The organism is Mesorhizobium sp. Cs1299R1N1 (genome assembly GCF_037179655.1).
Taxonomy (GTDB): domain Bacteria; phylum Pseudomonadota; class Alphaproteobacteria; order Rhizobiales; family Rhizobiaceae; genus Mesorhizobium; species Mesorhizobium salmacidum.
The window spans coordinates 14248-31762 of sequence record NZ_JAPYKR010000012.1; the positions used below are offsets into that span (position 1 = coordinate 14248).

Here is a 17515-nt window from a genome sequence, read left to right on the forward strand (position 1 = left end):
GGCAGGGCATAAGAAGCGCGCCCGGGGATGACGCTCGCCGGTGGCAGGGCGTAAGGAGAGCCTTACATCTGGTCGTTATAAGGCTCCTTCATCTGGCCGACCATGCGGGCCAGCTTCGAAAAGGACGGCATGTCCGCCTCCGGCTGGCACTGGTTGGCAAGTTCCAGCAGCCGGATCGGGAAGTTGACGGCGTCGCGGCTCGACGCCGACATGCCTCCGGACCGCTCTTCGCCGGTTTCCAAGGCCTCGGCCTTGCGGAGCGCGATGTCGATCTCTTCCGATGTCAGCACTCCCTTTTTGACAAGGACGTGGTTGATCGAGGCGACGGCCATCAGCAGGCCCTCGAGTTGCAGATTGGCGACGTTCATGGCGATTGCTCCAGTGGCTGGGTTCCAAACGCGCGAGCGGCATTTCCGATCCGACGTGGAGAAGCGCCGCGGTCTTTTGGCGACATGCGTCTACTCCTCCGTCAGGCGCTCGCCATATTCGCGCCACAGCGCCCTGACCTCAAGGCTGCCGAGGCGCGGGATCGAGGGGTCGCCGCAATCTATGGCAACGGTGCCGATGTCGTAGTTGGGGTAAGCGCCGGCGACGAAGCGGATCGCTTCGCCAAGCGAATGCACCCGGATGATCGGATCCGCCTGGCCCTGGCCAGTGCTGCGCACACCGGAAACCGTGGCCGGAGCGTGCCGCATCCTGAAGACGGATGCCATGGCTGGTCTGTCCATCGTCCTCTCCACAAGGCCGTGCGACGGGAATCATTCCATGAGCTGCCGCTGATGATTTCACAGGAGCCGGCTGATGAAAAGCCGGATGGCCAATTGTGAATTTTTTCCTAGAACCGTTGACCGCTGAGGGCAGCCATGCTATAAATTCGTCCATGGTGCTGATTTGCGCCAATGACCCGCCGCTGAGGCGGGTTTTGTTTTTTGGCGCCATGCCAGGGGACGTTACCGCGGTTACAAATTTGAATGCTGGCGGGACAGCGCCCCCCTCTGGCCTGCCGGCCATCTCCCCCTCTTGGGGGGAGATCAGATACAATCGCGACCTTCGCCAACCGCCTGCGCTCCAAGACTGGGCGAGGCGTCCAATCTGCCAATCTCCCCCCAAGAGGGGGAGATGTCCGGCAGGACAGAGGGGGGCGCCGTAGAGCGCTACCTCCGCGAGATGCGAGACAACCCATGACACGCTACGCCACCATCATCACCGGTGATGACGGCCTTGAGGTCGTCAGCGCCATCGGCGAATTCGAGGGCGCGGCGCCTCGGGCGCGCCTCGGCCGTGTCGAAGCGGTTGCGCCCGGCGTGCTGATCGGCATGGTGCGGGATGCGGCGGGCGGTTTCTGTTTTCCGCAAGCAGGCATCGGCGGGCAGCTCATAGGCCTCGCCAAGGCGCGGCTCAAGGCTGCAAGGCCCGTTGGAGTGGCGAGGCTCGCACCGGCCGCGAAGCCGAAGCGCGGCGGGAAGGCCAGGAAGAAATCCGCCCGCTCGAGAAAGCCGGCCAGGCGGGCCAAGCAGGCGCTGCCGGAGGCTGCCGCCGGTGATGCCAATGCCGTGGCGCAGATCCATGACTGACGAAACCGGGCCGCCGCGCGCCAAGGCAAGGCCGGCGAGGCGTAAATCCGCCAGCCCGGCAGCCGCGAAGAGACCCCGCCCGAAGCGGACGAAGAAGACGCTGGGCGACGATTTTCTCACCGCCGTGCGGGCCGATTTCCGCATCCACGGCGCCGGTGTCCTGGCCGAGGTGCGCACCGACAAGCCGGACCAGTATCTCAAGATCGTGCTTTCGGTACTGCCCAAGGACATCGATGTCGCCATCAACCAACTGGACACGCTGAGCGATGAGGACATTCGCAACCGAATCCGCGCCCTCGAAGCCATCCTCCGGCCGTTCCTCGACGCCGATCCCGGCGCCGCTGATGCCGGCGAGCGCGGAATATCTGGCGCTGCTGGCGGAGCTTGACCGCCGGCAGCGCGCAAACCAGCTCGCCGCCTACAAGCCGTATCAGCGCCAGGCAGAATTTCATGCGGCTGGCGCGGTCAATCGCGAACGCCTGTTCATGGCCGGCAACCAGCTCGGCAAGACAAGGGCAGGCGGCGCCGAATGGGCGATGCACCTGACCGGGCGCTATCCCCGGTGGTGGCAAGGTAAGGTTTTCGAGACGCCGGTGCGGCTGTGGGCCGCCGGCGTCACCGGGGAGGGCACGCGCGACAACCCGCAGCGCGTGCTGGTCGGCCCGCCGCAGCAGCAGGCGGCGTGGGGCACCGGCATGATCCCGGCCGATGCGATCGCCGACACCATCATGGGGCGCGGCGCGCCCGGCGCGCTCGACAGCGTCGTGGTGCGCCATGGCGGCGGCGGCGATGTGCAAGCCGGCGAGAGCGTGCTGTCGTTCAAGAGTTTCGAAAAAGGCCGCGAGAAATGGCAGGGCGAGACGCTGCACGGCGTCTGGTTCGACGAGGAACCGCCGCTCGACATCTATTCCGAAGGCCTGACCCGCACCAACGCCACCGGCGGGATAACGATCGTCACCTTCACGCCGCTGCTCGGGATGAGCGATGTGGTGTTGCTGTTCTTGTCGGCGTGGGAGATTGAGGGGATGGGCGAAACCGCTCCGAAACCATGATTTGCAATGATGCTTTGGCGGCAACCGGTGGTCGAGTAGCGTGCGGCGCGGCTTTCGGGAACCGACATGCGCCAAGTAGCAAAACTGCTTCTCCTGTCTGCACTGCTTTCAGCCTGTACCGGCAGCGGCGATTGGCGCGCCAACGCGACTACTGCCGCCGAAGGCAAGATGCGTGACCTGGTAAGCGATGCTTCCGCCACCTTCACGCACGTCCAGATCACCGGCGACAGTTCGACCGGCCAGACTTGCGGTGTCATCACCGCTAAGGTTGGCGCCTTCACCAAGGAGGCGCGCTTCATCGTCTATATCGACAATACCGCCGGCCCGTTTGTCGAGCCGGGCATCGGCCAGTCCATGTCACGCGCCGACTTCGACTGGGCTTGGCAGAACGACTGTCTGAACGAAGGGTATGAGTCCTGAGGGACTGCCTGGCCTGATCTTTGCCGGACTTGGGTTGAGTTCGGCCGGCGCCAGTGTTGGCCGCTAGAACTCAGTGCAAACAACATCATACGGCCGGCGTCTCGCAAGATGATACAAGGGAAACCAATGTCCCGTCACGTCACCTTCATGACCATCGACGATGCCGCGCATTATTCGCCCGGGGAACGCGCGGCGATCGTCGCCGCCTATCCCGAGCATGAGCGCGAGGCCCGCGCCCGGGATATTCCGGTGCTGGGTTCGGGCCGCATCTTCCCGGTCGCCGAGGCGCTGATCGCCTGCGAGCCGTTCCGGCTGCCGCGCTATTGGCCGCGCCTCGGGGCGCTCGATTTCGGTTGGGATCATCCTTCGGCCGCGGTCGAGCTCGCCTGGGATACGGAAGCCGACGTCGTCTATGTCACCAACGCGAACCCGTGCGCCTGGCGACCACGGTCAACATTGCCCTCCAGGGGCTGCAAACCATCGATGGCGTGGCCACCGCCGTGGGCGACCGCGTGCTGGTGAAGGACCAGGTCACGGCAAGCGAGAATGGCATCTACACCGCCAGCGATGGCCAGTGGTACCGCGCGGCAGATGCCCGTAGCGCACGCACAATTCAGAAGGGCACGACCGCCTTTGTCCAGGACGGAGCCTCGAACGGAGAGATTACGTTTCGGTTCAACACGATGGACCCGGTCATCGGCACCGACGCAATCGACATCACAGGGGACGGCGATGCCCTTCTCAGGGCGGACCTTCTCGACGAAGACGATATGGCGTCCGACAGCGATTCGAAGGTCCCGACGCAGCAAAGCGTCAAGACCTACGTCGATGGAAAAGTGTCGCCGCGATACACTACCGAGTTCGGCTTTGTGGACGACGGTATCACCAACAATGATGCCGCGTGGAACCTTGCCGTAGCAAGTTTGACGCAGGGCCAGATACTCGTCACCGTCAAGCAGCATGCCACGCACAATTACAAGTTCTTCGCTGTCGGGGATTTTACGGCGCTGGCGATTGATGCTACCAGCGGCCCGACTTTCACCGGCGATTTCGTCTACAACTACGGTACGACGAACATCAAAGCCGGCAATCTGAAACTGCTCAACACCGGAGCAACTTCGTGGAAGCGTGGTTTCGACATAGTGCCGAAGCCTGACAACAGGCGGCCCAAGGAAACCTTCCTTCACGCGCAGAATTTCGACCCAGCGGCGGTCGTGCCGATTGACCTTTCCAACGCAAGTCTTGAACGCATAGCATGGCCGGCCGGCGACACCTGGGCAGTCGGGCCAGCCGGGGCAATGCAGACGGCGGCACAGGCATCCTTCGACCTTGGCACTATCGCGACCGCCTTCTGGTACGGGGCTTTTGTGCCGGCCAAGTCGGGAGGTGAGTACAAGGCTTGCTGGCACGGCAACGGCACCACTCGCGGCATCATGGTCCGCACTGAAGCCGGATATCGTATCGCCTACGGCACGACCCTTGCCGAGGCCGTGACTTACACGACACGCACCTATGGTGTCGGTTCCTCCTCCGCTTCCCTTCCGTCCGTAATGAACAACGACAACCAGGACGGCTATCGACTACCCAATGCCACGCTTGGGGTGCGCATTATCAGCCCCACGAAGTTTTGCTTTACGCTCAATGGGATAGACATCACGACACAGCAAACAACCGCTAGCCCAATCGTTGATGTGGGGATGGTAGTCTTTCAAAACCCCGGCGAGACTGGGAGCGTCGTTACCGACAATTGGGTGCGGGTGGATAATGGGCCGGCTCCGGTGCCGAACGGCCAACGTATTCTCATCTTCGGCGATAGCATCACGGATGGCGTCAATCCCGGCTGGCCCGAGTGGCTTGCCTGGTTCCTGCAGGGCTCGTGCGGCCTGCAAGTCGATTACGTCAACAACATCGCAGTGGCGGGGCAGACGGCAGAACAGCAAGACACCATTATGGCTGGCATGAGCTTGTCCGGATACACATTGGCGATTGGCATGGTAGGCACGAACAACATTCAGGGACAAACGGCCAGCTTCCCGACCGTCATGCAGAGCATCATAAACCGTCTGGCGAATGCCTTCATCCCACTGGTGGTTGCGGTGCCGCCGATGTTCTACAACAGGGCCGATGCAGTTCGGAATGGCGCGGTCGGCCAAAACTCCGTTAATGGTGGGTTCGGCTCGTATTATCGAAACGTCATCATGAAGACCATCGCGGATAAGGCAGCTCAAGGCTATCTGGTCGGGATGGTCGAAGCCGCGCAAGCCATGACGCCAGCTCTTGCCTATCATCTCGCCTGGAACGCTACCGGGATGATGCAGACTGGGGCCGTATTCGACAATATCCATCCAGACATGCAGAATCGTATCGCCTTCGCTTTCGCCCTGGCGCGCAAAGCGATGGCCCTTCTCGCTCCGCCCTATGACAAGAGCTTGCCGTTTACCGCCATTCCAGCCAGCTGGTACAGGAACAGCTGGCAGGCTCTTACCACGCCAGTTTTTTGGCTGGATGCCACAGGCAGGAAGCATCTGGACGGGATCATCAACACGGCCGCCGGCCCAACTGCGGATGGCACCCAAGTGTTGCAGTTGCCAAAATACATGTGGCCGCAGCGGGCACAATGGCAACCGGTGATCACACAGAAGGCCAATGTGCAAAGCTGGCTGGATGTTACCACGGCAGGGGTGGCTACTGCTTACGGGGTCGATGCGACAAACAAATTCATCCGGCTTGGCGACGTGAACTGGGATTAATGCAGAGTCAGGAGCGGCCAACATGGTTGCCGCACGCGGCCGTCGCTGGTATCGCTCTGCCGCGGGGAGAAGGCAGGATCGGTGCTCTATAAGAACATTCAAGGCCTACGAGCAGTCGCAGCATTGATGGTGGTGATAAGCCATATCTATTGGCCTATCCTGCCGATGCGCATTCATTGGACACAACAATTTGTGACTGCGGTCGGCCCCGGCGGCGTCGACCTGTTCTTTGTGATATCGGGCTTCGTGGTGTTCCTCGCCGCTCAAAGGCTTGGTGACAAGGCGGAGGTCGTTGGTCGGGTGAGCGCATTCCGCGAGTTCGCGATTAAGCGAGTATTTCGAATCTATCCTATTTATTGGGTGGTGTTTGCTATCGCAACGCTTCTCATGCCATGGGTAGAGTTCTCGCCGGCCTTCATCAAGGTGGCACCTACATGGCAGCAGGTGCTTCTGATCAACAGCCCCAACAGTCGCGTTCAAGCGGCGTGGACGCTGCAATACGAAATGTATTTCTACGCCATGTGCGCGCTCGGGATCCTGTTCTTTCCTCGCAGGATTGCTCTGATACTTGGTGCATGGTTCGCGATGGTTGCCGCTGCTTCGATGGCGTCGTGGTTCGGAGTCTCTACATCGTCTTCGTGGCTGAATATCCTCGCGTTGGAGTTTGGCTTTGGCATCGTGATTGCCCTTCTGGCCTCACGGAAGTATTCGGAATATGCAGTCGCAGCGATCGGAGTGGGATTGGCTGGCTACCTCTGGGGCGCGATATATTTCAATCTCAATGGGGGGTGGACCCTGCCGAGTTCGTGGCGCGTCGTCTGCCTCGGCCTTCCGAGTGCGCTGATCGTCTATGGTTTCGTCGCCCTCGAAATCAGGCAGATGTGGACGTTCTCGAAAGGATGGATCGCGCTAGGAGATGCTTCGTACTCGCTCTACCTATGGCATCAGGTGCTTTTCGCAACAATCGCTGCGTGGCTTGTTGCTGGCGATCTGATCAATAGACTGCCAGCCCCAATCTACGGCGTTGCATTCGTCTGTGTGGCGGTGCTGGTCGGGTTTCTCAGCTTCAATCTAATTGAACAGCCTATCAACAAAAGCGCATGGCTTGCGCGTCTGGCCAAGGGATCGAGTGGAATTGTGGCGCGTGAGCCGGTGCCCGCCTAAATTAGAAATGCCGACTGCCCTTTCGCTCTCAGGGCGCGCCGACCAGGTTTTTGAGGTGGTCAGCCTCATCCTTGGTCATTTTCCGGTATTGCCAGCGGTCACCCGACCAGCGGCTCATGATAGGGACGCCGGACACGTCCACCCCATCTTCGACCGTAACATACGCATTAGGGGGCCGTCCTTGCTCAGCCCGAGATGTTCTTCCTGACCAAGCCAGACGAAGAAGACCATTGCGGCCAAGAAGACTGCAAAGCTGCCGTGATCCGCTCTGATTGCCTGAGCGTGACCATCGAAGTGAAATAGCTCATCCGCTTCCTTGCGCAATCAACCGCCAGCAGTTCGTGCGCCCGCTGACAAACTGCGTCACCCGGACCCATTCGCCTGAAGTCGGCTCCCTGCCCAGCCGTTACCGGCCCAGCGTTGCCGCTGCCTTATCAAAGGTTCCGGCCTGAACATCGGTTCGCTTCACGGCCACGCCGTCCACTGTGAACTGCATCTCCTGACCATAAAAGGAAATCCCCATGGACCGCAACTTCGCGCGGGCGCTTGCGCTCGTCTTGAAATCCGAGGGCGGCTGGTCGGACAATCCGGCCGATCCGGGCGGCGCCACGATGAAGGGCGTCACACTCGCCAACTTCCGCCGCTACGTGAAAGCCGACGGCAGCAAGGCCGATCTGCGCAAGATCGGGGATGAACAGGTGGCCACGGTTTACCGCCGCTTCTACTGGGATGCCGTGGCCGGCGCGGAACTGCCCGACGGCGTCGACTACGCTGTCTTCGATTTCGCCGTGAACAGCGGCCCGGGCAGGGCGGCCAAATACCTGCAGGCAACCCTGGGCGTCTCCCAGGATGGCCGCATCGGGCCAGCCACGCTCGCCGCGGCCAGGGCAAGACCGGCCGGCGTCGTGATCGACCAGCTCTGCGATGGACGGCTGGCGTTCCTGCAACGCTTGCCGACATGGGCGACATTCGGGCGCGGCTGGTCGGACCGGGTCAAGTCGGTGCGGTCGCAGGCCTTGCTGATGTCGGCGCCGGCGGCCGTGTCCGCGCAGCCCGCAAAGTCGGCGCCGGAAGCGGCTCCGCCCAAGGCCGCGATGCCCGAGGGCAATGCGCCGGCACCCAGGCCGGCGTCGCCGGCGCCTGACAGTTCGGGGATGCCGATGGCCGCGAAGACAGGCGGGATCATCGCCGCCTGCCTGATCGTCCTCGCCGCCTGGCGCCATATCGCTATCGCCCTTGAAGGGATGTTTTGACCATGGCCACCGTCACCCAGCCGACTATCCGTCCAACCAACAAGCTGACGGCTGCCACGATTGCTGCCGCGGCCATCTCTGTTTCCGGCGTCTTCGTGCGCAATGTCTGGCCTTCCTGGTATGACGCCGAGACATGGGCGACGCTTCTGCCGATCGCGGTCTTTGCCGTCGGCTACCTGGTGAAGGATGAGCCAAACCGATGAACACGCTGCTTAATCTCCTGCTCACCAATCCGACCATTCTGGGCGTTGGTGCCGCGATACTGGCGGCATTCGGCTGGGGAGTTCGTCAGCGGCTGGCCGGCGAACGGGCGGAGCGCGCCCGACAGGCCGCCACCGAAGCCGAGGCGCGCGAGGTTGCCGACCAGGTCCAGAACGACATCGGTGCGCTGCCCGCCGCCACCGCCCGAAAGGAGCTCAAATCATGGGCAAGGGATTGATGCTCGCCTCCGCCGTGGCCGCGCTGGTTGGCTGTACCACCGCCAAGGGCGGATTTTGCGCGGTGTCGGGCCCGCTGCGCCTGTCGGCGGCCGCGATCGACGCGCTGTCGGATGCCGAGGTCAAGGCGTTGCTGGCGCACAACCGCAAGGGCGAAAGACTGTGCGGATGGAAGCCATGACCGTCATCTTCCTTCCGATGGGCTCGGTCCTGCTGCTTGGCGGCGTGACCATTTTCAGCGCCGGAACGATCTTCGGGTTTCTCGTTGCGAGGGCGGTGAAATGATGCACGATCTGTTCGACCTGCTCGGCATCAAGGGGCCGGTGGTTGCCGCCGGTCTTGCCGGCGGCGTCCTGCGGGCTTTGTCGCGTCATCGCTACAAGCTGCGCGAGATGGTGGCGTCGCCAATCTGCGGCGCGCTCGCCGCGGCCTATCTGACGCTGCCCGTGGTCCAGTATGCCCGCGCCACCGGGCTGCCGCTGGCCAGTGACGACACGACAACGCTGGCGGCTGCTTTCCTCATCGGCGTCTGCGCCATGTGGATCTCGGATATATTGTTCGAGGTGATTGTGCGGAAGTTCAGGCCAGCGGCGAAGGAATGATCCCGGGCCTTGCCCGGCGTTGAGAATCCGCGGCTCGGTCGAGCCAAAGCCCGCCTTGGCTCGCGCCGGGGCGGGCTTTTTGCGTTTGTGGCTGCTCGACGGCAGTTGCTATATCCCAATGCAAGGCTGCCGAGTTCGCGGCGGCATTGGTCCGGCACAGGCTTGTGGATGCAGATTGAGAGATATGACGGGGACCGCGAGGCGCTGCTGTCGCTGTTTGCCCTTGCCGACGATTCGGCCATGCAGATCTACCGCTATATCGATGAGGGCGAGGTGCTGGTTGCTCGCGAGGGCGGCGAAATCGTCGGCCACGCGCAGATCATCGATACCGGCGATACCGGCGCCTTCGAACTCAAGAGCATCGCCGTCACTCAAGCGCGGCAAGGTGAGGGACTGGGCAGGCTTCTCGTGGCCGCGGCAATCACTCGTTGCCGCGAGCGCGGGGGCCAGCGCCTGATTGTCTCGACGGCAAGCTGCGACATTGGCAATCTGCGCTTCTACCAATTGCAGGGCTTTCGGATGAGCCGGATCGTGCGGGACGCTTTCGGACCGTCGACCGGCTATCCCGAAGGTATGCTCGTGGATGGCATCCCGCTGCGCGACCAGGTGGTCTTCGAATATGACCTCGGCGCCGATTGAGGATGGCGGATGCCCACCTGCGTTGCAGTGCCATTAGACTAGCGACAGCCATGGCAAGACTAGCGACAGCCATCGCAGACAATCAATAGCCCGCTCCGGTTCGCCGGGCGGCTATTTTTTGCGTTTCGGCCAGATACCTTGGCAAGTCCTAAGCCAGGATGTTAACGGCGCGGGCCGCGACCAGCGCGATCGTCAGCAGCGAGATCATGGCCTCGGCCATCATCAGCAGCTTGGCGCGTTGGGAGAGCGGCAATGTGTCGGTTGGCGAAAACGCGGTCGCATTGGTGAAGGCGAGGAAGAAATAGTCGACGAAGCCCGGCAGCCAGTCGCGGATTTCGCGGTCGCTCAGGGTCATTTGCGGAAACAGGAAATCGGCATGGGCGCGTGTGACGAGGCCGCAGGTCGGCGGCCCGCCCCGGTCGGTGCTCCAGAACCACAAGGCAAAGACGATCACGTTGGTGACCCAGATGTTGAGCGCGTCGACCAGCAGCGTCTGGCCGCTGGAGCCCGCATGGCCGGCCAGCAAGGCACGCACCAGAAGCGCCAGCGAGCCGCAATTCATGACGCTGACGAGGCCGGTCATCACCAGGGCCGTCCTGCGGATCATGACGCGAAACCGGCCAACCAGATACCAGTGCTCCTCCTCGACCGCTTTCTGGGTGGCGACCTGCGTCCAGGCGGTGGCTACGGACAGGGGTACGAGCAGGGCGGCCTCCAGCGCCGGCGCCAGCCAGCGGGGGCCGAACGAAAGATCGTTGATGACCAGAAGCTGCAGGCAGATGATGACAAGGACCGCCGCGCGCGCCAGCCAGAAGTCGAGCGCGCGGTGGTGGATGACGGCATGCTGGTGACGCATCGAGTATCCGGGATGTTCAAGTGGGATCAGTGTGCGGGCTGTTCTGCCCGGCGACGGCAGTGAGAGACCGTAGATCCCGCTCAATCTTGGTCTTGCAATGACCTGCAAGTATACTTTTTTGTAAGCTTTGATGTTTGGGGCTGTTCGGCAAACCAGGCGATGTGGTCTAAGCGCCGCATGGCGGGAATTGACGACTCCATCGATCGTTGGATGCCGGCAGGGCTGCCTGCCGTGGAACTGGACTCGTCGTCGGTCTGGTCCGCCCTGCTTCGGCACCCCTGGGGTTTGCTGGCGCTTTTGTGCCTGGCGCAGACCCTGTGCTGGACGGTGGTGCCAACACTCATCAATCCCGCACCGCCCGGTGATGTCGTGGAAGGCTTCATGTGGGGCCGCGAATGGGTGCTTTTAACCTACAAGCATCCGCAACTGCCCGGCTGGCTGCTCGAGACCAGCCATCTTCTGACCGGATCGTTCCGCTGGCCGCAATATCTGCTCGCTCAGCTGACGATTTCGGCCACCTTCGTCCTGGTCAATCTGCTGGCCCGCGACATGCTCGGACAACGGCGCGCGCTGGCTGCCGTGCTTTTGATGCCATCGATATATTTCTTCGGCTGGCCGACGCCGCAATTCAATCACGACTATGCGCAGATGCCGTTCTGGGCCGCGATCTGCTGGCTATTGTGGCGCGCCGGCCGCGGCGACGGGCCAGGCTGGTGGCTGGCGCTCGGACTGGTGTCCGGCGTCGGGCTCTACGCCAAGTTCTCTACCGGCCTGCTGCTCGCTTTCGGCGCTCTCTGGCTGCTGTACGAGCCGCGCGCGCGCAGCCGGCTGGCGACACCCTGGCCATGGCTTGGCCTGGCCGTTTTTCTCGTGGTCGCCGCGCCGCTGGCCATCGCACTCTACCGCATGGATTTCCTGCCGCTGACCTATTTCGCCGGCCGCGATGCGTGGGTGAGCGAGCACCGTGCGCGGCTCTACTATATCGGCGTCCAGATCGCCGGATTTTCCGGCTTTCTCCTGGTGTTGGCGCTATCAGGGCTCTTGCGGCGCTCACCAGCCCCGCAAGAGCCGGTCGAGCGCGGCACGCTCGTCTATCTCCTATGGATGGGGCTTGGGCCCGCGGCGCTGGTCATGGTGGCCTCGCTGTTCACCGGCGCCGGCGAGGCCTGGGGCGCGCCGATGTACAATCTTGTCGGCATCGTAGCGTTGGCCTTTCTCGGTCACCGGCTCGGCGCCGTCGAGATGCGAAAGCTGGCGATCTGCGCCTTCATCTGCATCGTCACCATGTCGGGCGCCTATGCGGCAATCCGCTGGACGGACTGCAATGTGCGCGGGCGCATGGACGCCGTCTGCTGGCCCGCGCAGCCGATCTCGGACGAGGCCGAGGCAATCTGGCACGCGGCGGCGCCCGGCCAGCTCGACATCGTCGGTGGCGACACCAATCTTGCCATGCTGGCGGGCCTCAATGCCTATGACAAGCCGTCGATCTTCACCGACCTCGATATGCGGTTCGCACCCTGGATCACGAGGCAGCGGTTGCGCGACCATGGCATGCTGATGATTTGGCGTGGTCATGGCGTGCCGCCACAGTTGCGGGCATGGTTGGACAACATCCCGGTCAAGACGGTTCTTTTCAACTGGTCGCGCGAGGCGCCGCCGGTAGCGATCAGTTTTGCCGCCATTCCGCCTGGTACGCGATATCTGCCGGTTGCCGCCAGCAGCCGGACCCGGCATCCGCGCGTCTAAGGCGGGCAGTGTCATGCGCCGGTTCGTTAGGGGCGCCTTCCATCGGTATGACCGAATGGCCGCTCGTCTGACTGGACGAACCAGGCGACAATGCCCATTTATGGGGATATCCAAATTTGATGTCGCGCAATTCCCCGGGGAAAGCCGCTACACTTTTCCTGGGATTGCCTTTTGAGGAGACGTTACATGGCGACTTCGAGCGAACGTGCAGTGCTTGCCGGTGGCTGCTTCTGGGGCATGCAGGATCTGATCCGGCGCTTCCCGGGCGTCCTCGCCACCCGTGTCGGCTACAGCGGCGGCGACGTGCCGAACGCCACCTATCGCAATCATGGCACGCATGCCGAAGCCATCGAGATCACCTTCGATCCGGGGAAAATCAGCTTCCGCCAGCTTCTGGAATTCTTCTTCCAGATCCACGATCCGACGACGCGCAACCGCCAGGGCAACGATGTCGGCATGAGCTATCGCTCGGCAACCTACTACACCAGCGAGGAGCAGAAGCGTGTGGCGGAGGACACCATCGCCGATGTCGATGCCTCCGGCCTGTGGCCCGGCAAGGTTGTCACCGAGCTCGCGCCGGTCGGTGCGTTCTGGGAGGCCGAGCCCGAGCACCAGGATTATCTGGAGAAATATCCCAACGGCTACACCTGCCATTTCATCAGGCCAAGCTGGAAACTGCCGGTTCGCGAAAAGGCAGTTTCATAAGATTTTTTGGCGGCGGGCAGAAGCTCCCGCTGGTTGCCACAAGACCATATCAATAGCGGTGTTAACCACCGTCCGGCGGTTGACAGTTCGAATCGGCGCGAGGGGTGCCGCCGGCCGGTCGTGGCGGACACTGAAATCGATGCGCATGGAAATCGCGGAACCTCAGTCCGCGATTTCCATGCTTCGAAAACTATTTCCCGCAGTTGCTGTCGTTAACGGTCGGCTCGGTCGCATTGCCATTGGCATCCCTCTGCGCGCCCTGCGGGTTGTTCGGGCAATTCTGGTCCGCGTTGGAATTCATGTCACCCGGCGCGATGGTCGTGCTGTTGGTTGCGCCCGGATCGATTGTATTGGGGGTAGCTGGGTCCACAGTGACCGACTTGCCGCTGCCGCCGGGCCGATCCGCGCCGGCTGCGCTATTGCTTTGCGCCATGGCGGATGTTGCAAGGGCAATGGTGAAGGCCGAAGCCGCGAGGATTTTCATAAGCATGGTTTGTCTCCATTTCTATGAATTCGTCGCCAGAGCGGTTCACGGGCTTCGCGGAAGCAACTGACCGCTCTATCTCTTTGTTTTGACGCAATTCCGGCCAGAAACCGCTTCACACTTTTCCTGCGATTGCGTCTGGTGGGACAACCCCTCGGCATTGCGAAGGTTTCAGACAAATTTCCGAGCCGGCGGCACCCGGTTGCGTCTGCGCTGGCGCAATGCTTTTGGCGCAGCTTGCTGAAAAAACAGCTTCCCCAACCGATCGAATGGTGCTTTAACGCCGCCATCCACAGGGGTGCTCCGTACGGTCGGGGCTGAGACGGGGGCGGCAAGCCCACAGACCCTAGAAGCTGATCTGGGTAATACCAGCGGAGCGAGGCGGGCGATGTTTTCAGGTGCACAGGTTTCCCTATATCCAATGGCCGACGATTTTGTCGGCGTCATCCTTGGTGCGCTCGGCGCGCTCGATCCGTATCGCGACAAGCTCAGGATCGAGACCGACGACATCTCGACCCTGCTGGTCGGGCCCCCCGAGGTGTTGTTCCCGGCGCTGCGCGACCTTTTCGTGGCTGCGTCCGGCAGCGGCAAGCATTGCGTGCTGTCGGCCACCATTTCGCGTGGCTGTCCGGGGGAGCCGGACGATCCAATCTGCCGCTCCGACACGTTCGGCGGACCCGCCGGGCCACTCGGACCACGCAAGCAAGCGGCCATCACCGCCGTGCGCGGCGCGCCCGTCACTGGCCAGCCAGCGGCCGCGCAGTTCTCGCTCTATGTGATGGGCACGGACGATCACATGGACGAGATCTATGGCTGCATCGATTTCCTGAAGCAGTCCGGCGTCTACGATCGCTCCAAGAATTTCTGCACCAAGCTGCGCGGCGATGCCGGCGCGATCTTCTCGGCGCTCGATGAAGCGTTCTGCCGCTTCGGGCCAGGCGCCGGCCACGTAACCCTCGACGTCACGGTTTCGGCCAACAGTCCCACTGCCGTCTGAACCGCTCGCGCCGAAGCGCGCGCGCCGTCAAGGTTATCCTCTCGTGGTTTCATCGTCATTCAACCCGCGTCAACTCGCGGGCTTCTTCGCCCAGGCAGCGCCGGCCGTGATAACGATCGGTCTGGTGCTCGTGGCTTGGGAACTCTACGCAAACCATTCCGGCATCAAGCCGACGGTTCTGCCGGCGCCCTCGCGCGTCTTCGAACAGGCGATGCTCAATCGTGACGCGCTGCTCGACAATGCCATTCCCACCATCCGCGCCACGCTGATCGGTTTTGCCTGTTCGCTCAGCGCCGCCTTCGCGCTGTCGATGCTGGTCGACTTCTTCCAGCCTTTGCGGCGCGCGCTGTTTCCCGTGTTTATCGTCAGCCAGACTTTGCCGCTGGTCGCCATCGCGCCATTGGTGGTGCTTTGGTTCGGTTTCGGGCTGACGCCCAAGATCATGCTGGTGGCGCTGGTCACCTTCTTCCCGATGCTGGTGGCCCTCGTACAGGGCTACGAGGCGACCGAGGTCGAGATCGGCCAGATGCTGCGCGCCATGGGAGCAGGGCGCTGGCGGGTCTTCATGCTGGCACGGTTGCCTTCGGCGCTGCCTTATTTCTTCGCGGGCCTCAAGATCTCCATCACCTACGCCGTCGTCGGCGCCATCTTCGCCGAATATGCGGGCGCGGCCAAAGGGCTGGGCATCTACATGCTCAACGCGAAGAACAATTTCCGTCCCGACCTGGTGCTCGCCGCCGTCGGCGTCAGCGCCGCGCTCACCCTCGTCCTGTTCGGACTGACGGCGCTGCTCCAGCGTCTTGCCATGCCCTGGGAACAAGCCGCTGGCAGGCAAGCCGCCGGAAAAGGCCCGCAAGCATGAGCCGGCTCGAATTGCGGCATATGCGCAAGGCCTTTGGCGGGCTCGAAGTGCTCGCCGACATTTCACTGCGCGTGGATGCCGGCGAATTCGTCTCGATCCTTGGGCCTTCGGGTGCCGGCAAGTCGACGCTGTTCCAGCTTTTGACCGGCGCCGAGCATGCCGAGGGTGAGATGTTCTTCGACGGCGCGCCGCTCGACGATCACGGCAGGCATTTCGCCTTCATGCCGCAGCGCGACGCGCTGATGCCGTGGCGGCGCATCCTCGACAACACGACGCTCGGGCTCGAGGTGCAAGGCGTCAGCCGCAAGGCGGCGCGGACGCGGGTCGCGCCGCTGTTTGCCGAGTTCGGGCTTGCCGGATTCGAGCGGCATTTTCCAGCGCAGCTTTCGGGCGGCATGCGCCAGCGCGCGGCGCTGCTGCGCACTGTCGTGCAGGAACGCGACATGTTGCTGCTCGACGAGCCGTTCGGCGCGCTCGATGCACTGACCCGGGCGGCCATGCAGCGCTGGCTCGAACAGATGTGGCGGCATCATCGCTGGACGGCGATGCTGATCACCCATGATGTGCGCGAAGCCGTGTTCCTGTCCGACCGCATCTATGTGCTGTCCGCGCGGCCGGCCCATGTCGTGCGCGAAATCAAGGTGCCGCTGCCGCGCCCGCGTGATCCGACCAGCACCGCCACACGGCAGGCCGGGGCACTCGAGGCCGAAATCCTCGATATTTTACTCAACCTCCAGCCATCCAAAGGACATGACCATGACTGACTTGACGCGCAGGCAAGCTCTGCTGCTCACCCTTGCCGGCAGCGTACCGCTGATCACCGGATCGAGCCGCTCCTTCGCGGCAACGCGGAAGGTTACCGTCGCGCTCGACTGGACGGTCAACACCAACCACATCGGGCTGTTCGTCGCCCGCGACAAGGGCTTTTATCGCGAGGCCGGCCTCGAGGTCGACATCCTGCCCTATAGCGATACCGGTGCCGGCACGCTTGTCGCCAACCGCGTCGCCGATTTCGGCATCAACGGCACCATCAGCCTGTTCACCCAGAGGACCGCTGGGGCCGACTTGAAGGGTGTCTATGCCGTCGTGCGGTCCGAGACAGGCCGGCTGGTGTTCAATGCGGCGCGCAGCGAGATCAAAAGTCCGAAGGATCTGGATGGTCTGACTTATGGCGGCTTCGGCAGTGCCTGGGAGAACACGCTGATTTCGACCATCATCCGGCATGATGGCGGCAAGGGCGATTTCGAGACGGTGACGCTCGGCACTTCCGCCTACGAGGCGCTGGCCAACGGTTCGGTCGACTTCACGCTGGAAGTGTCGACCTGGGAGGGCGTCGAAGCCGAACTCAAGGGCGTCAAGCAGCGCAGCTTCGTCTACGCCGACCATGGTGTCCCCGACGAGCACACGACGCTTATCTCTTCGAGCGAAGCCTATCTCCAGGCAAATCCCGAGCTGGCGTCGTCCTTCATCCAGGCAACACGGCGAGGTTATCAGTTCGCGGTCGATCATCCGGAGGAAGCCGCCACGCTGCTGATCGCCGCCAACAAGGATGCCCTGAGCAATCCGGCGCTGATCCACGCCTCGCTGAAGACACTGATCGAGGGGCACTATCTGCGCGGGCAAGACGGCACCATCGGCATCATGGATCCGGCCAAGATGGAAGCGATCGGCTCCTATCTCCTTGCTGCCGGCATCCTGCACGACGCCGATGGCAAGATCGTCGCGCAACGTCCCGATTTTGCGAAATATTTCAGCAATGTGTACCTCAGATAGGCATCAATGCGGAAACCGCGAAAGGATCGTCCGATGGTGGACGTCGGGATGTCGCCAAGGTTGCGGCCCCGACAAACCCCCGGTGCGGCCCTCACCTTCGATCCGGTTTGATGCCGATCTGATCTTCTCGGTTAACGGCCCGGCAATGGTTGCGTGCGAGGGTCGCCCCGAGGGATCATCGGGATGCTTGCCTTGCTCATG

At 62.6% G+C, this 17515-nt stretch carries 23 protein-coding genes and 1 riboswitch; of the genes, 19 read left to right on the top strand and 4 right to left on the bottom strand.

The window, feature by feature from the left end:
- Positions 1 to 62: 62 nt before the first annotated feature.
- Together O7A70_RS24360 and O7A70_RS24365 are read right to left on the bottom strand one after the other, a co-directional pair.
- Entirely contained in the window at positions 63 to 368 is a 306-nt protein-coding gene (locus tag O7A70_RS24360; protein ID WP_027141487.1) for a hypothetical protein, read from the bottom strand.
- Positions 369 to 458: 90 nt separating this feature from the next.
- Entirely contained in the window at positions 459 to 728 is a 270-nt protein-coding gene (locus tag O7A70_RS24365) for a hypothetical protein (protein ID WP_140510672.1), read from the bottom strand.
- A gap of 453 nt (positions 729 to 1181) precedes the next feature.
- Here O7A70_RS24365 and O7A70_RS24370 point away from each other — a divergent pair, with 453 nt between their 5' ends.
- The 13 genes from O7A70_RS24370 to O7A70_RS24430 all read left to right on the top strand — a co-directional run bounded on the left by O7A70_RS24370 (position 1182) and on the right by O7A70_RS24430 (position 9891).
- Positions 1182 to 1574 (top strand): hypothetical protein, encoded by a 393-nt coding sequence (locus O7A70_RS24370; RefSeq protein WP_337142679.1) that lies wholly within the window; start codon positions 1182 to 1184, stop codon positions 1572 to 1574.
- Positions 1567 to 1962, top strand: coding sequence for a hypothetical protein (locus O7A70_RS24375; RefSeq protein WP_337142680.1), 396 nt, complete (start codon positions 1567 to 1569; stop codon positions 1960 to 1962). Before O7A70_RS24370 ends, O7A70_RS24375 begins: the two co-directional genes overlap by 8 nt.
- On the top strand, positions 1919 to 2626 hold the full coding sequence (locus O7A70_RS24380; protein ID WP_337142681.1) for a terminase large subunit domain-containing protein: 708 nt from the start codon (positions 1919 to 1921) through the stop codon (positions 2624 to 2626). The genes O7A70_RS24375 and O7A70_RS24380 overlap by 44 nt, the downstream gene beginning before the upstream one ends.
- Positions 2627 to 2692: 66 nt before the next feature.
- A complete protein-coding gene (locus O7A70_RS24385; protein ID WP_337142682.1) occupies positions 2693 to 3046 on the top strand; it encodes a hypothetical protein in 354 nt (117 codons plus the stop codon).
- Positions 3047 to 3172: 126 nt separating this feature from the next.
- Complete coding sequence (locus tag O7A70_RS24390) at positions 3173 to 3568, top strand: hypothetical protein (RefSeq protein ID WP_337142683.1); 396 nt, start codon at positions 3173 to 3175, stop codon at positions 3566 to 3568.
- A complete protein-coding gene (locus O7A70_RS24395; protein ID WP_337142684.1) occupies positions 3478 to 5796 on the top strand; it encodes an SGNH/GDSL hydrolase family protein in 2319 nt (772 codons plus the stop codon). The genes O7A70_RS24390 and O7A70_RS24395 overlap by 91 nt, the downstream gene beginning before the upstream one ends.
- Before the next feature lie 81 nt (positions 5797 to 5877).
- A complete protein-coding gene (locus O7A70_RS24400; RefSeq protein WP_337142685.1) occupies positions 5878 to 6960 on the top strand; it encodes an acyltransferase family protein in 1083 nt (360 codons plus the stop codon).
- A gap of 521 nt (positions 6961 to 7481) precedes the next feature.
- Positions 7482 to 8213 carry a glycoside hydrolase family 108 protein gene (locus tag O7A70_RS24405; RefSeq protein ID WP_337142686.1) on the top strand — a complete coding sequence of 244 codons (732 nt, stop codon included), beginning with the start codon at positions 7482 to 7484 and terminating at the stop codon, positions 8211 to 8213.
- 2 nt (positions 8214 to 8215) lie between these two features.
- Positions 8216 to 8416 carry a hypothetical protein gene (locus O7A70_RS24410; RefSeq protein ID WP_027141494.1) on the top strand — a complete coding sequence of 67 codons (201 nt, stop codon included), beginning with the start codon at positions 8216 to 8218 and terminating at the stop codon, positions 8414 to 8416.
- Positions 8413 to 8652: an ABC transporter permease gene (locus tag O7A70_RS24415; RefSeq protein WP_337142687.1), complete on the top strand. Its 240-nt coding sequence runs from the start codon at positions 8413 to 8415 to the stop codon at positions 8650 to 8652. Before O7A70_RS24410 ends, O7A70_RS24415 begins: the two co-directional genes overlap by 4 nt.
- Positions 8637 to 8831: a hypothetical protein gene (locus tag O7A70_RS24420; protein ID WP_337142688.1), complete on the top strand. Its 195-nt coding sequence runs from the start codon at positions 8637 to 8639 to the stop codon at positions 8829 to 8831. The genes O7A70_RS24415 and O7A70_RS24420 overlap by 16 nt, the downstream gene beginning before the upstream one ends.
- Positions 8832 to 8934: 103 nt before the next feature.
- Positions 8935 to 9252 (top strand): hypothetical protein, encoded by a 318-nt coding sequence (locus O7A70_RS24425; RefSeq protein WP_337142843.1) that lies wholly within the window; start codon positions 8935 to 8937, stop codon positions 9250 to 9252.
- A 168-nt stretch (positions 9253 to 9420) separates the two neighbouring features.
- Positions 9421 to 9891 carry a GNAT family N-acetyltransferase gene (locus tag O7A70_RS24430; protein ID WP_337142689.1) on the top strand — a complete coding sequence of 157 codons (471 nt, stop codon included), beginning with the start codon at positions 9421 to 9423 and terminating at the stop codon, positions 9889 to 9891.
- A gap of 148 nt (positions 9892 to 10039) precedes the next feature.
- Here O7A70_RS24430 and O7A70_RS24435 read toward each other — a convergent pair whose 3' ends face one another.
- On the bottom strand, positions 10040 to 10747 hold the full coding sequence (locus O7A70_RS24435) for a hypothetical protein (protein WP_140510677.1): 708 nt from the start codon (positions 10745 to 10747) through the stop codon (positions 10040 to 10042).
- Between the two features lie 231 nt (positions 10748 to 10978).
- Here O7A70_RS24435 and O7A70_RS24440 point away from each other — a divergent pair, with 231 nt between their 5' ends.
- Positions 10979 to 12493: a glycosyltransferase family 39 protein gene (locus tag O7A70_RS24440; RefSeq protein ID WP_337142690.1), complete on the top strand. Its 1515-nt coding sequence runs from the start codon at positions 10979 to 10981 to the stop codon at positions 12491 to 12493.
- Positions 12494 to 12679: 186 nt separating this feature from the next.
- Positions 12680 to 13198, top strand: a complete 519-nt coding sequence (gene msrA, locus O7A70_RS24445) for a peptide-methionine (S)-S-oxide reductase MsrA (protein WP_337142691.1) — start codon at positions 12680 to 12682, stop codon at positions 13196 to 13198.
- 190 nt (positions 13199 to 13388) lie between these two features.
- Here msrA and O7A70_RS24450 read toward each other — a convergent pair whose 3' ends face one another.
- Complete coding sequence (locus tag O7A70_RS24450) at positions 13389 to 13688, bottom strand: hypothetical protein (protein WP_337142692.1); 300 nt, start codon at positions 13686 to 13688, stop codon at positions 13389 to 13391.
- A 278-nt stretch (positions 13689 to 13966) separates the two neighbouring features.
- Positions 13967 to 14080: riboswitch (TPP riboswitch) on the top strand.
- On the opposite strand from O7A70_RS24450, the gene O7A70_RS24455 reads away from it, so the two are divergent.
- From O7A70_RS24455 to O7A70_RS24470, 4 genes are all read left to right on the top strand, one after another.
- Complete coding sequence (locus tag O7A70_RS24455) at positions 14071 to 14679, top strand: YkoF family thiamine/hydroxymethylpyrimidine-binding protein (RefSeq protein ID WP_337142693.1); 609 nt, start codon at positions 14071 to 14073, stop codon at positions 14677 to 14679. It overlaps the preceding riboswitch by 10 nt.
- A gap of 106 nt (positions 14680 to 14785) precedes the next feature.
- Positions 14786 to 15541 (top strand): ABC transporter permease, encoded by a 756-nt coding sequence (locus O7A70_RS24460; RefSeq protein WP_442921212.1) that lies wholly within the window; start codon positions 14786 to 14788, stop codon positions 15539 to 15541.
- Entirely contained in the window at positions 15538 to 16305 is a 768-nt protein-coding gene (locus tag O7A70_RS24465; RefSeq protein ID WP_337142695.1) for an ABC transporter ATP-binding protein, read from the top strand. The genes O7A70_RS24460 and O7A70_RS24465 overlap by 4 nt, the downstream gene beginning before the upstream one ends.
- The gene (locus tag O7A70_RS24470) at positions 16298 to 17314 is read left to right on the top strand and encodes an ABC transporter substrate-binding protein (protein WP_337142696.1); all 1017 of its coding nucleotides are present in this window, start codon (positions 16298 to 16300) and stop codon (positions 17312 to 17314) included. The genes O7A70_RS24465 and O7A70_RS24470 overlap by 8 nt, the downstream gene beginning before the upstream one ends.
- The last annotated feature ends 201 nt before the right edge of the window (positions 17315 to 17515 follow it).

Excerpts from the sequence above, each read along its gene's own strand:
- O7A70_RS24375 (WP_337142680.1), top strand. The coding sequence starts at position 1,567 with ATGACTGACGAAACCGGGCCGCCGCGCGCCAAGGCAAGGCCGGCGAGG.
- O7A70_RS24370 (WP_337142679.1), top strand. The coding sequence starts at position 1,182 with ATGACACGCTACGCCACCATCATCACCGGTGATGACGGCCTTGAGGTC.
- O7A70_RS24430 (WP_337142689.1), top strand. The coding sequence starts at position 9,421 with ATGCAGATTGAGAGATATGACGGGGACCGCGAGGCGCTGCTGTCGCTG.
- O7A70_RS24390 (WP_337142683.1), top strand. The coding sequence starts at position 3,173 with ATGTCCCGTCACGTCACCTTCATGACCATCGACGATGCCGCGCATTAT.
- O7A70_RS24450 (WP_337142692.1), bottom strand. The coding sequence starts at position 13,688 with ATGCTTATGAAAATCCTCGCGGCTTCGGCCTTCACCATTGCCCTTGCA.
- O7A70_RS24385 (WP_337142682.1), top strand. The coding sequence starts at position 2,693 with ATGCGCCAAGTAGCAAAACTGCTTCTCCTGTCTGCACTGCTTTCAGCC.
- O7A70_RS24360 (WP_027141487.1), bottom strand. The coding sequence starts at position 368 with ATGAACGTCGCCAATCTGCAACTCGAGGGCCTGCTGATGGCCGTCGCC.
- O7A70_RS24415 (WP_337142687.1), top strand. The coding sequence starts at position 8,413 with ATGAACACGCTGCTTAATCTCCTGCTCACCAATCCGACCATTCTGGGC.
- msrA (WP_337142691.1), top strand. The coding sequence starts at position 12,680 with ATGGCGACTTCGAGCGAACGTGCAGTGCTTGCCGGTGGCTGCTTCTGG.
- O7A70_RS24365 (WP_140510672.1), bottom strand. The coding sequence starts at position 728 with ATGGACAGACCAGCCATGGCATCCGTCTTCAGGATGCGGCACGCTCCG.
- O7A70_RS24420 (WP_337142688.1), top strand. The coding sequence starts at position 8,637 with ATGGGCAAGGGATTGATGCTCGCCTCCGCCGTGGCCGCGCTGGTTGGC.
- O7A70_RS24455 (WP_337142693.1), top strand. The coding sequence starts at position 14,071 with ATGTTTTCAGGTGCACAGGTTTCCCTATATCCAATGGCCGACGATTTT.
- O7A70_RS24465 (WP_337142695.1), top strand. The coding sequence starts at position 15,538 with ATGAGCCGGCTCGAATTGCGGCATATGCGCAAGGCCTTTGGCGGGCTC.
- O7A70_RS24470 (WP_337142696.1), top strand. The coding sequence starts at position 16,298 with ATGACTGACTTGACGCGCAGGCAAGCTCTGCTGCTCACCCTTGCCGGC.
- O7A70_RS24435 (WP_140510677.1), bottom strand. The coding sequence starts at position 10,747 with ATGCGTCACCAGCATGCCGTCATCCACCACCGCGCGCTCGACTTCTGG.
- O7A70_RS24380 (WP_337142681.1), top strand. The coding sequence starts at position 1,919 with ATGCCGGCGAGCGCGGAATATCTGGCGCTGCTGGCGGAGCTTGACCGC.
- O7A70_RS24410 (WP_027141494.1), top strand. The coding sequence starts at position 8,216 with ATGGCCACCGTCACCCAGCCGACTATCCGTCCAACCAACAAGCTGACG.
- O7A70_RS24425 (WP_337142843.1), top strand. The coding sequence starts at position 8,935 with ATGCACGATCTGTTCGACCTGCTCGGCATCAAGGGGCCGGTGGTTGCC.
- O7A70_RS24405 (WP_337142686.1), top strand. The coding sequence starts at position 7,482 with ATGGACCGCAACTTCGCGCGGGCGCTTGCGCTCGTCTTGAAATCCGAG.